This is a genomic window from Pontibacillus yanchengensis Y32 (assembly GCF_000770635.1).
GTDB lineage: Bacteria > Bacillota > Bacilli > Bacillales > BH030062 > Pontibacillus > Pontibacillus yanchengensis.
Genome location: NZ_AVBF01000021.1, coordinates 1 through 12,150, shown reverse-complemented (window position 1 = coordinate 12,150; position 12,150 = coordinate 1). Strand labels below are relative to the sequence as shown.

Here is a 12,150-nt window from a genome sequence, read left to right as displayed (position 1 = left end):
ATCTAGTGAAACAGTACCAACGATGGTTTACTTATTAATTGCTCTCCTATTCTTATATGCCTTCTCTCGCCCTAATGTACGATTCAACAGCAGTTGCATCTCCTCACGATCAGAGGGAGAAACCTCAGGATCCTCCTCATGCCAATCCAGCGATTGTAAGCTAAAATAGTTTCTTATTCTTCTAAAGTAAAACGTACTGTTCGGGAATTTATCAAAATATCCCCGAATAGTGTTCCGTCGAGCGTAACTCCATCGTACTAAATTCATTTTCCAAACACCTCTTAGACCAAAAAAACATCATGTAACTATCGGTAATAGGATAACATAGGAAGAGAAGGCGTTCACACGTGAATAGGCTATGGTAGATGTTGATCTCTAAGATACGGTTTGGTACTTGTACATTCGTTTTTGTAAAATAATGAGTTAGGGAACGGTAAAATTGTGGTATTTATGTAAGTACCCCCTAAAGAAAGGAAGATGAGAAGTGTGGTGGAAACATCCCTATTTTAAATACATAACAGGCTTCATATTACTATTAATCGCAATATTTTTTATGAACCTCCTACATATCTTTGATCCTATAAAAATTATCATAGGCACATTGTTTTATCCTATATTAATAGCTGGCTTCTTATATTATCTGTTAAAACCATTTGTAAAATGGCTAAGAAAATTTAAGTTTATGCCAGAGGAATTAGCGATTCTAACAGTGTTTGGTGTAATCGCAGGGGCGATTTATGTAGCTAGTTTCTTTTTAGCGGAGAAGATTAATACACAGGTATCAGACTTAACCAACAAGCTTCCAGAAAAATTAAAGAAGATGACAAAAGAAGCAGAAAATACGATTGAACAAAATGATATGGGGATGCTTTCTGTTGAAACCCTCAGGCAAAAAGCAGGAAGTTACTTTTCAGAATTGGCTCAAGGCTTTGGGGAGAATATCACGCAAATAGTCTCTACGGTAACGGGTGCGACTACCGTTATCGTGATTGTGCCATTTGTGTTATTTTACTTTCTTAAAGATGATCATCGTTTTGTCCCGTTTATGATGAATTTTATACCGAAAAAGCATGTCGATGAGGGTAAGCAAGTGCTACGAAATATTGATGAAAAACTTAGTGCGTATATTTTTGGTCAAATTACCGTTGCGCTTGTAGATGCTGCCCTAATGTATATAGCCTACTTAATTATTGGAATAGATTACGCGCTAATATTAGCAATCTTTGTAGCTGTTACATCCGTCGTCCCATTTTTCGGACCAATCATAGGTATTATTCCAGCATTGGTCATTTCGCTTACCCAAGATCCTGCAATGGCCTTATATGTATTGATTGCGCTAGTAATTGTACAACAGCTTGAGGGAAATCTGGTAGCACCGCTTGTTCTTGGTAATCGATTAAATATTCATCCATTAACGATTATCTTGCTACTAATTGTCGCTGCGGCTTTATATGGATTCATCGGCATGCTGATTGCGATTCCTTTGTATGCAGTGCTGAAGGTAACGATTATAAATCTTTATTCATTTTACAAACTTCGACATTAGGGGGGCCACACAAATGAACGTAGAACTAGTCGTAGACGCCAAAGCCACTCTTGGTGAAGGACCTAGTTGGGATGATCGGCATCAACTCCTTTACTGGGTAGATATAGAAGAAGGACATGTTTTAGCATATGATCCATTTAACCAAACGAACACAAAGCTTCCTGTAAACGAGCGAGTAGGCTTTGTAGTTCCTACTCAGCATGATGATAAGGGGGTAGTAGGTCTGCAGAGTGGGCTTTATTTTCTTAACTGGGATACAGGAGTATTAGAGTTTATCGATGATCCTGAGCATCACTTGCCGAATAATCGATTCAACGATGGAAAGTGTGACCCTGCAGGTAGATTATGGGTGGGCACAATGGATTTGGATGCTAAACAAGGAGCAGCAAGCCTCTACTGTGTCCAACCGAACCATCAGATTACAAAGAAAGTAAACCATGTAACCATATCAAATGGAATGGCTTGGTCAATGGATCATTCCTATATGTATTACATTGATACTCCAACGAAACAAGTAATTCGTTTCAATTATGATAAGGATTCTGGAGCTATTGATCAGCCAACTGTTGTCATAACAATCCCAAATGATAGTGGGTCACCAGATGGTATGACAATAGACGAAGAAGGCATGCTTTGGATTGCTTATTTCCATGGTGGTGGTGTAGCTAGATGGAATCCTGAAACAGGAGAACAACTAGCATTTATCGACGTTCCTGCTGTAAATGTTACTTCTTGTACATTTGGAGGAGAAGATTTGGATGAGTTGTATATTACAACAGCAAGTAAAGAAACCTCTTCAGAAGAATTACAGACATATCCTAACGCTGGTGGTCTTTTTAAAGTGAAACCTGGAGTAAAAGGAGCGCCTACTTATCAGTTTAATGGATAGAAGAAAATCTCACCTCTCATTATTGAGAGGTGATTTTTTGTTGCTTAGGAAATTATAAAATTCAATGCATGTGTATAACTAAAAAAGTGATGTGGCCACGTCCAGCTCCAGCGCCCAGCGACTAGCAAACTTCCTGCTCCTCCTTACGATAAGTCAACATCGAATCGCTACCGCTCTTCGTGTTTCCTTTATCTCATACGGATTCAAGGGAAGTTCGATTAAAATCGCTACGTCACGTAGCAACATCGAACCAACCCACGTCGTGTGGGCAGCAGTTTGTACGTCGCTAGCAGGGCGCTTGCGCTTTTGTTCTTATAGCACCATTCTCCCTCACTGCTATTGTTTTAGTTTTGTAAATTTCATTGTCGAAATTTAAGATATTCTGTCGAAATACGATATAAGTAGTATATAAGAACTAATACTATTTTTGGGGGAGATTGAATGTTTAAGAAGACAACAAGATTAAGAAGTAAAATGATGCTTGCTCTACTTCCTGCTATTATTGGATCCTTGCTTATTGTTACATTTGCCTCGTATTATTTATCGAAGCGTCAGGTTGAGAGTGAAATTCAACACAAGACACAAGCCATTGAACATAGTATTGTTAATAACATTAATGATCGATTCAACAAGCATCAGCAAGTTGCTCAGTCCATTGGAGCTTTAGTAGAAGCTAGAGGGGAAATGCTCACCAGGGAAGATTATGAACAAATTTTAGGGAAGGCCATTCAAACGAATGAAGATACTTTAGGAGCAGGTGTTTGGTACGAACCTTATACATATAGCGAAACGGAACAATATTTTGGACCTTATGTGTACAAATCAGAAGATGGAGTCACTTACACAGAAGATTATGAGAAAGCTGATTATGACTTTCCAACTACAGCATGGTACGAAAAAGGAAAGAATGCAGAGGTAGCTGGTTGGACAGATCCTTATTATGATAAAGCATCTGATATTACGATGGTAACGACCTCTGTGCCTTTTTATGACGACAGTGATCAATTTGCAGGTGTCATTTCTAGTGATATTGACCTCACAAGTATCCAACAACTAGTTTCTAATCTTGATATGAGTGAAGGAGGATTTGCTTTCTTATTAGATGGACAGGGGAATTATCTAACCCATCCTAATCAAGATAAAGTCATGAATGCAACTGTTCAATCAGAAGAAAACTTAGGTGGCAAAGGCCAGACAATCATGGAGGAAAAAGAAGGTTCTGTTCTTATCAATCAAGGAGGAACAAGCGAGGAGATATTTTATACAACAATCCCTAAAACCGGGTGGAAGCTAGGAATATCCATGCCAACTTCACAGCTTTATGCAGCCTCTACTCAATTGTTAACCAATTTATTGATGATTGTAGGTGCAGTGATTGCACTAATGTTCATTGTGATTTTCCTTCTTTCTAGAAAAATCACACGCCCAATCGAGAACCTAGCTATGCAAACGCAAAAGGTTGCAGAAGGGAACTTGCACGTACAAGCCTACACGAAACGGAACGACGAAATTGGTAAACTTACCAACCACTTTAATTATATGGTGGAAAGCATGCGTGATTTTATTAAAAAAGCAAAAGAGTCTTCCAACACCGTTACGAAATCCGCCGAAAGTTTCAGTGCCGTATCGGAAGAGACGACAGCTTCAAGTGAAGAAATTAATAAAACAATGGCTGAGATTGCAGCTTCTTCTTCTGATTCCGCCCAAGAAATAGAAACGACAAAACAACAGATGGAAAGCTTATCTAGTCGAATAGAAAATCTCACGAAATCATCCCATGAGATGGAGGAAAAATCGAAGGATGCGATTGAAGCTAGTGAAACAGGGCTATCTCAAATGAATGAATTAGAAGATAGCTCTAAAGAATCAGCTCAAACGGTCGACAATGTCGAAGATCTAATTCAAAATCTAGCGTCCCAAATTCATAAAATAAATGATGTAATTGATAGTATTAATGATTTCTCTGAACAAACCAACCTTCTCTCGCTTAACGCAAGCATTGAAGCAGCCCGTGCTGGGGAACATGGAAAAGGATTTGCCGTTGTAGCTGAAGAAGTTCGTAAGCTAGCTGACCAATCCTCCCAATCAACTGCAGAAGTTCAGAAAATTATCGAGCAAATTTTGCAAAGTTCTTCAGAAGCGGTGGAAGGGATGTCTGCAACGAAAGAAATCTCCAATCGTCAACGAGATGTGGTGTCTAGAACGATTGAGGTATTCCATCAAATTGGTAGCAATGTGAAAAGTATCGACGAAAGCATTCAACATAATGTCCAAGAAGTAACGTCTATGAATGAAGATAAAAAGGAAATGATGAACGCCATTGAACGAATTTCTGGAAGTGTTCAAGAAACAGCAGCAGCAAACGAAGAAGTAACCGCCACACTAGATGAACAGGTGCAAGCACTTCATTCCGTTGCCAGTTCTGCAGAGGGATTAAGCCAGTCCTCAGAAGATCTGAAATCAATGATTGAGTCTTATAATGTTGATGAAGTAGAGGATGATTCCAATGAAGATGAAGAAAAAACGAATGTAGAAAAACAGAGTAGTGAGGAAATCCATAATAATAATGAAAAGAAAGCTGGTTAGGAGGAGGAGAACCATTCACATTGTTGAATGGTTCTTTTCTATTATAAGGATTTTCTAGATGTGAATCATGAATATAGTAAAATGAAATTCTATATTATCGAACGTTTTTCGTTACTGTGCTATTAAAACTGTCTATTACGGTTGTTGGAAGCCATAAACTGCTATAAAAATGAGAAATAAATTTAAACAGACTCCGAAAATATGTAACAGAATAAGACTCAGCCTAGTTTTCCCCTTCACCCCAAACAATGCAAAGACGAAACCAATGAAGCCAAAGCATAAAGGTAAGAACAAGCTAATCTCCAGAACAGCAACAAATATGCCATTACCCCACTTAGTCAAACCTATTAATGGAATGATAGATAGTACAAATAACACAATAGACAAAATAGTAAATAGCTTCTTCAAGGTGCTCCCTCTCCCTTACATGGACTATACACACTAGGGTTCTTGACTATGCATTGCAAGTGAACTTTTATAACTTAAACGTACCATACTTAGTATTATATTGGTATTAAATCCCTTTTATTATAATATTCTTTAGGTCTTCATGAATCATTGAATCACAGTCTTTACTTACTGCTAGTGGAGATAAATTCTATGTTAAAGATTCTTTATTAGTGAAGCATTTTTATTAAGCATTGCAATTTCTGTAAATACTAGATACAATGACGTAATATTTATCTTTAAGCGATTAGGGGGAGAAGAAATGCGTCAGGAAACTGCTGTGAGAAAAATAGTAGAGAGCTTGAAAGAAGAACCTTGTGTGAAGAGTATATTTTTGAAAGGTTCGATGGGGAGGAAAGAGGACGACGAACATTCGGACGTAGACTTATACTGCCTGGTAGATGATGAGGAGAAGGAAGCCTTTCTTTCTCGCAGGTTAAACCACCTGAAAGCATACAAAGATATAATCTTTTATGACGACATTTTTATTGTTGCCCCGCAAATTATCGCAATCTATGAGGACTGGCTTCATATAGATTTGTTTACCGTAACGGAAGCAACGTTTCAAAATAAGGATTACTTTTCTGTGCTATATGATCCTGAAGACATCATGAGGAAGTACGAAGCAACAGAGAAGTTGACTCTATCAGAAGAGGCATTCAAAGATCATGTAATAGATGTCGCATGGTTCCTGTTTCAATATAAAAAAGCATCAGAAAGAGGCAATCTTGTATGGGCCTCCGAAATGTTACAGTATGCTATGAAAAATCTCTCAACCGTCATGCTATACCGCTATGCCAAAGACCGTTCTCAACTCGGATTGAAAGCAATACATCACCATCTACCATTCGAAAAATTTACTGTTTTTCAAGAGATCTATGAGTATATCACGCCTTCCTTGCACGATAAAGCAGTTGAAAAAATCACATCGCTCTTACAAGAAGAGTTTAATTGGATTGCTTCTCATTTTGAAAAAGGCAATCAAACTATACCTTTTTTGGAGCTAATGATAAGGCAATATAATGTAGTTTCGGAAAAATAGTTGGACAAAACAATACTTTAATTAGAAAAAGCAGAGGTTAACTCTTCTGCTTTTTACGTATTTTTGCAATGGAAATCGTTTAATTGTTTTAATTAAATTATAAAGAAATGTAAGTAAGCTAACGAGCACTTATGTAGAGAACAAGAGATATTATGAACCAAATTAAGCCGAAACAAGATAGAGTTTTATTTCGTAAAAGAATATAGGAGGGTTTTGTATGAGAAGACTTTTAGTATATTATTTAACGTTATCGTTAATTTTGATTGGCTGCAGTAATGAAGAAACGAATTTAACTTCGTTTAATAATAGTGAATTAAAAAGTAAATTGGAAGAGCAATCATTTCACCCAAAGGTTCCTACCAAGCTTCCCTTTAAAGTATCAGACACATCATTCGATGCTGGGCCACCTGACCAAAAAAGCAACACATATATAATTGATTTCTATGGTACTGAAAATGAACATTTAGGTTTGACGGTTTCAAGAGGAGTTGCAGTAAGTACAAACTTAGAGACAACAGGTGTTGAAATTGGAGATGAGAAAGGAAAGTTTGCCGAAAATAAAAATGGCGTTAAATATCTTAGTTGGGAAGATGAAGGAATTCGATATCAATTACAATACTTCTCAAAGACCTCAGATACCGAAGTAAATAAAGGTGAACTAATAGAAACAGCAAAATTGTTCCAGTAATGTCGTTTTATTAAAGGTACATTAGTTTGGTTGTTATGGAAGTTTATATAACATTTGATCCTTATATTAAATTCAAGTGTATAAGAAGTAGTATTAATTCATCTTAGAATTAGAAAACAAATCTAAATTAGACCTTACTAATATAGGTGCATTTCTTAACAACTTTGATGTGTTAATATCACTTAACTATGATCGAATTATAGAAGAAGTTTCTGGCGGAAGAAAAGTTGAACATATGCATGGAGAGTTTGTGGTTGATAAAGAGGAATATGTGTACAATCAAAGTTTAGGAGTTAGAATAGGAGACAAATATATAAGCTTTTCAGATATACTCATAGGAGATTACTTTGTATTTAAATCTTTTCTGCAACGGTGAATAATTTAAGTTCTAAAAAGAACCAATTCAATAAGCAGACTTCACATTCGAGAAAGATTAAGTTTTGAACTGGAAGCAATTTCAAAGAATGATGATGTATAAGTGGATGTTTCAGAACTGAGAGATACGTTTGTATATGTTAGAAGGGATGCTATTTAATATTTCTTAAAAAGAATTTATACGTTCTTCTTATAAACGTGTATGAGGATTATCTTTAATTAAATTCTTCCATTTATAATGATTAGAAAAGAGGATGAGAAACTATGTCTACTCAACAAAGAATTAGGGATTATGGGGTTAAAGTAGGAAAATTAGAAACAGGAAACTACAACTCAATTACTGATGTTGAAGGAGTAACAGTTGGTCATGTAACTCTTAGTGATAATGAAACTCAAACTGGTGTAACTGCTATATTACCCCATCAAGGAAATATATTCAAAGAGAAACTAATTGCCTCAAGTCATGTAATTAATGGGTTTGGTAAAACAATGGGAACGATACAAATCAATGAGTTAGGAACAATAGAATCCCCAATTGTTTTAACAAATACATTGAGTATTGGAACAGCTGCAGATGCATTGATCGAAACTATGCTAGACCAAAACTCGGAAATAGGAAGAACTACTGGAACTATTAATCCAGTAGTATGTGAATGCAATGACATGCTATTAAATGATGTTCGAGCAAGAATGGTTACAAAAGAACATGTAATGGATGCATTGAATAATACATCAAAAGAGGTTAAAGAAGGTTCTGTTGGAGCAGGAACTGGTATGCTTTGTTATTCATTAAAAGGAGGAATTGGGACTTCTTCAAGACTGATGGAAATGCACCACGGTACATATACAATGGGAGTTTTGGTATTATCAAATTTTGGGATATTAAGTGACTTAAAAGTAAACGGAAAGGCTATTGGAGAAGAGTTAAGAGATGCCATCCTCCAATCGCGTGAGGAGAAAGACAAAGGATCTATTATTGTAATAGTTTGTACTGATCTTCCCGTATCTGAGAGACAATTAAATAGGATTATCAAAAGAACAATTCCAGGGTTGTCTCGTACTGGTTCTATCATTACAAATGGTAGTGGAGAAGTAGTAATTGGCTTTTCCACTTCTACCAGAATCCCTCATGATAAGCCATCAAGTTATATGTCGGTTCCTATGATTCATGAGGAAGATATTGATTTAGCATTTAGAGCAATTGGAGAGGCAACCGAAGAAGCAGTTTTGAACTCATTAGTGACTGCAACTCATGTTGTGGGACGAGATATGAATGAGAGACCTGCATTTAAGGATTTACTAAAAGAATACAATATTAATTTAACTTAGGAATTATTAAGGTGAAGGGAGCTATTCTTAGATAATATTGTTAAAAGTTATAAGAATAACGGTGAATTAGCTGAGGAAAATAAAATAATTGAATGTTCAAGTTACATGTAGGGCATTGAAACGATTAAGGTAAGGGAGGCGATTGTTTGAAAAAAAATAGATGCTCAGACAGCAAAGGTATTGTAAGAGATTGTCCAAGATAAAATTGAACTAAATGGACTAAATATAAAATAGTGGCAATTGATAATAAAGATGATTCAGAAACAACAGTAGCTGAAGATGTAGAAAAAGACCCAGAGTTAAAACATAGATTGCTACAGGCTAAAAAGGATATAATAGAAGATAACTCCTATACTTCGGAAGAAATGAGAGAACTTATACGGAGCGGTCAAGTATAAATGAGGTTTATTTGGCTGGAGACTACAAAGGAAGCATTTGAGAATATTAAGAGTTAGCACTTTTCTTATAATGAAACCATTGAATACAAAATAACATTACTAGAAAGTATTGAGAAGAAAATGATAACGATTGGAACTAGTACTAGAGCAGATAAACCTGAATGGAAAGGAAGTCATAAAGTACTTGTAGATCAATTTATTATCTACTACTCCTTTTCTGATGATAAACAAACTTGTTATATAGAATATTTTAAGCACTCTCGTCAACATTATTAAGCTATCCTTTTAGATGCAATGGATGGCATTTTTTATATATTCTCAAATATTCAATAGGAAGCTAGAGTCGAAAGCCAAATTAGATTACTTTGAAATCAAGTCGCTTATGGCACAAGGATCAGCCCCAAATTTTGAAGTAAACGGCATACTATTTAACCATTTTTGGGGGTTTTACATATTATTTAATGTTTTGCCTTTAGTATAGTTTTGTAATCTTTTCGTCTGGTATCTATATAGTGAAATATGAAAAATAACAACTATAGAATTATTATGATCGTTACAGCGTTGTTCACGATCTATATGTTGTTTTCACATGCTTTGTGGGGGTAATAATTTAAGTTAGCTGAAGACTGGTAACGACAAATGTGATGCCTGAGACTTCTTGATCTTTGTCAATTTCGACATATTTCTGATGGCAAAGGCACCTTTATTTTTGTTACATTACTTTTAAAGGAGCTGTATTTAAAGATGGAGGAAAATAGATTTTTGAAATTAATTGGCGGTAAAACCTTTTTTTACATAGTAGCTTTCTTTCTTCTTGTTGGAATAACCATTTATATATACACTAAAATATCATTTATCTTTTATCCACTAGAGGTCATTTTATCTACTATAGTACCTCCAATAATCCTGGCATTCATAGCCTACTATTTATTTAATCCAATTGTAGATTTGCTCGAGAGATTACGGATTAAAAGAATTTGGGGAGTAATCATTCTTATTCTAGGTTTTAGTGGTGCTTTAACTGGAATTATCTTGTTAACTGCTCCATCTATCGAAGCGCAGATCAAAGATTTAGTTCAAACCTTCCCTGATTATCTAGAACAGCTAGGAGATACGATGACTCAATGGGTACAAAGTTCATTTTTAGGTCCATATTATGATGATGGTTATAACTGGGTAATGGATAGGTTAAGTGAATTGCCACAATTAATTGGAACTTATATTTCTAATGGTTTTCAAGGGGTACAGAATGTCGCTAGTACGATTACAAGTACGATTGTGTCCATTATAACCTTTCCATTTATCTTATTTTTCTTATTAAAGGATGGTAAAAGGTTTCAACGTTATATCATTAAATTATTTCCACCTAAATTTAGAGATGATACGAAAAAGATCTTAACTAATATTGATATTCAAGTTGGATCATATATCCAAGGGCAGATTATTGTCGCTACTGTTATTGGAATTCTATTATTCATTGGTTACCTTATAATAGGTCTTGATTATGCATTCACATTAGCAATTATCGCCGCAGTTACAAGTGTTGTACCTTATTTAGGACCAACAATTGCAATTATTCCAGCTGCTATCATTGCAATTGTTAACTCCCCATTTATGTTTTTAAAGCTAGTAATTGTATGGATCGCAGTCCAATTTTTAGAAGGGAATTTCGTTTCTCCGAATATCATGGGTAGAACTATGAAAATTCATCCATTAACGATTATCCTTGTTTTATTGATTGCGGGTAATTTATTTGGTGTTGTCGGTGTGATTCTTGCTATTCCGGGCTATGCAATCGTAAAGGTTATTGGTTCTTATCTTTTCTATAAGTTTAAGGAACAATATAACCAGTATTACGGGGAAGACCGTGGATATTATGAAATGGAAGAGTAATTATGGTTTTAAATTAACTAATAGATCCAGCGGTTCATATATACTAAATCAACGAAGTTTTTGTTTGAGAATGTTTTAGCAAGTTATCTCGAATTGAAGTGTTCCGTTTAAAGGTTGATTGCATAATGAGGTGAGTTCATAACTGGATATTTGTGATAAAATTTAAATCACATGCCAACAAGTTACTTATACGTAAATACAGCATTAAATATTAGGGAGATTTTTATTTATGGATAAAATGAAGCTATTAGAACTCTCAAGAGATATCAACTTAGAGTATGAACCTGGTGTGTTCCATGATATATCAAACTCCTTAGATGAAAATGAATGGGTAGAGGAATTTTCTTATGAACATGTAAATAACAAATACAATGTAAATGTGAAATTACTAAATGGTCTGAATATAGTTACTGCTAGAGAGCTTTTTACTACTTTTCTCCTATCAGTTGAATACTCTTCAACTTTTTATGTTAGGGAATATACTTCAGAAAGAGTAGAATACACTTTATTATCCAAAAGAAGCTCTTCAAATCGTGGCTTTCTGTGTGAAGTGACATTCTATTAAAAAGCAAGATACCCAAAACTATCTTGAATTCATATCTTCATGAATAAGGCGCGAATCTTTAATAAAGATTTGCGTCTTTTATAGTTTGGGAAGCGTTAAACAATCTCTACCATTAAAATGGATATTTATGTTAAAGTGAGAGCTGCATTGTGAAAGGATTAAAATATAAGGAAGAAACATTACAAAATGTGTATCCATATTACAAAATGAAGGAAAATGTAAATCTATTGACCTGTAAGAATTGAGGTTAATTTAAATGGGGTGAAATAAATTGATGAAATTAAAAATAACTACATTTGTTCTGGTTGGAGGACTTGTAGGAGCATTCACCGATGGAATAATGTATAATGGACCCATAAATCTAGACACGAAATAAGGAGATGTTAAAGTAG

The 12,150-nt window shown here is 35.1% G+C and carries 12 protein-coding genes; 11 read left to right on the top strand and 1 reads right to left on the bottom strand.

Going from position 1 to position 12,150, the window contains the following annotated elements; genetic code table 11:
* Positions 1-27 precede the first annotated feature (27 nt).
* Entirely contained in the window at positions 28-267 is a 240-nt protein-coding gene (locus N782_RS09285; protein WP_036818824.1) for a hypothetical protein, read from the bottom strand.
* Between the two features lie 217 nt (positions 268-484).
* Between N782_RS09285 and N782_RS09280 the strand changes: the two genes are divergently transcribed.
* The 11 genes from N782_RS09280 (at position 485) to N782_RS09240 (ending at position 11,758) form a co-directional block, all read left to right on the top strand.
* Entirely contained in the window at positions 485-1,546 is a 1,062-nt protein-coding gene (locus N782_RS09280; RefSeq protein ID WP_036818821.1) for an AI-2E family transporter, read from the top strand.
* Between the two features lie 13 nt (positions 1,547-1,559).
* Positions 1,560-2,435 carry an SMP-30/gluconolactonase/LRE family protein gene (locus N782_RS09275; RefSeq protein ID WP_036818819.1) on the top strand — a complete coding sequence of 292 codons (876 nt, stop codon included), beginning with the start codon at positions 1,560-1,562 and terminating at the stop codon, positions 2,433-2,435.
* Between the two features lie 441 nt (positions 2,436-2,876).
* Positions 2,877-5,021: a methyl-accepting chemotaxis protein gene (locus tag N782_RS09270; protein WP_036818817.1), complete on the top strand. Its 2,145-nt coding sequence runs from the start codon at positions 2,877-2,879 to the stop codon at positions 5,019-5,021.
* Between the two features lie 709 nt (positions 5,022-5,730).
* Complete coding sequence (locus N782_RS09260; RefSeq protein ID WP_036818813.1) at positions 5,731-6,510, top strand: nucleotidyltransferase domain-containing protein; 780 nt, start codon at positions 5,731-5,733, stop codon at positions 6,508-6,510.
* A 217-nt stretch (positions 6,511-6,727) separates the two neighbouring features.
* Complete coding sequence (locus tag N782_RS09255) at positions 6,728-7,198, top strand: DUF4367 domain-containing protein (protein ID WP_036818810.1); 471 nt, start codon at positions 6,728-6,730, stop codon at positions 7,196-7,198.
* Between the two features lie 169 nt (positions 7,199-7,367).
* Positions 7,368-7,574 carry a hypothetical protein gene (locus N782_RS21505; RefSeq protein ID WP_161783093.1) on the top strand — a complete coding sequence of 69 codons (207 nt, stop codon included), beginning with the start codon at positions 7,368-7,370 and terminating at the stop codon, positions 7,572-7,574.
* A 263-nt stretch (positions 7,575-7,837) separates the two neighbouring features.
* Complete coding sequence (locus N782_RS09250) at positions 7,838-8,902, top strand: DmpA family aminopeptidase (protein WP_036818809.1); 1,065 nt, start codon at positions 7,838-7,840, stop codon at positions 8,900-8,902.
* 233 nt (positions 8,903-9,135) lie between these two features.
* On the top strand, positions 9,136-9,300 hold the full coding sequence (locus N782_RS21500; protein WP_161783092.1) for a hypothetical protein: 165 nt from the start codon (positions 9,136-9,138) through the stop codon (positions 9,298-9,300).
* A 120-nt stretch (positions 9,301-9,420) separates the two neighbouring features.
* The gene (locus N782_RS21495; protein ID WP_161783091.1) at positions 9,421-9,576 is read left to right on the top strand and encodes a hypothetical protein; all 156 of its coding nucleotides are present in this window, start codon (positions 9,421-9,423) and stop codon (positions 9,574-9,576) included.
* A 468-nt stretch (positions 9,577-10,044) separates the two neighbouring features.
* Entirely contained in the window at positions 10,045-11,193 is a 1,149-nt protein-coding gene (locus N782_RS09245) for an AI-2E family transporter (RefSeq protein WP_036818807.1), read from the top strand.
* Between the two features lie 229 nt (positions 11,194-11,422).
* Positions 11,423-11,758: a hypothetical protein gene (locus N782_RS09240; protein ID WP_036818805.1), complete on the top strand. Its 336-nt coding sequence runs from the start codon at positions 11,423-11,425 to the stop codon at positions 11,756-11,758.
* Positions 11,759-12,150 lie beyond the last annotated feature (392 nt).

Coding starts and splice junctions, on each gene's coding strand:
- N782_RS09285 (WP_036818824.1), bottom strand. CDS start 267: ATGAATTTAGTACGATGGAGTTACGCTCGACGGAACACTATTCGGGGA.
- N782_RS09275 (WP_036818819.1), top strand. CDS start 1,560: ATGAACGTAGAACTAGTCGTAGACGCCAAAGCCACTCTTGGTGAAGGA.
- N782_RS09270 (WP_036818817.1), top strand. CDS start 2,877: ATGTTTAAGAAGACAACAAGATTAAGAAGTAAAATGATGCTTGCTCTA.
- N782_RS09260 (WP_036818813.1), top strand. CDS start 5,731: ATGCGTCAGGAAACTGCTGTGAGAAAAATAGTAGAGAGCTTGAAAGAA.
- N782_RS09255 (WP_036818810.1), top strand. CDS start 6,728: ATGAGAAGACTTTTAGTATATTATTTAACGTTATCGTTAATTTTGATT.
- N782_RS09250 (WP_036818809.1), top strand. CDS start 7,838: ATGTCTACTCAACAAAGAATTAGGGATTATGGGGTTAAAGTAGGAAAA.
- N782_RS21495 (WP_161783091.1), top strand. CDS start 9,421: ATGATAACGATTGGAACTAGTACTAGAGCAGATAAACCTGAATGGAAA.
- N782_RS09245 (WP_036818807.1), top strand. CDS start 10,045: ATGGAGGAAAATAGATTTTTGAAATTAATTGGCGGTAAAACCTTTTTT.
- N782_RS09240 (WP_036818805.1), top strand. CDS start 11,423: ATGGATAAAATGAAGCTATTAGAACTCTCAAGAGATATCAACTTAGAG.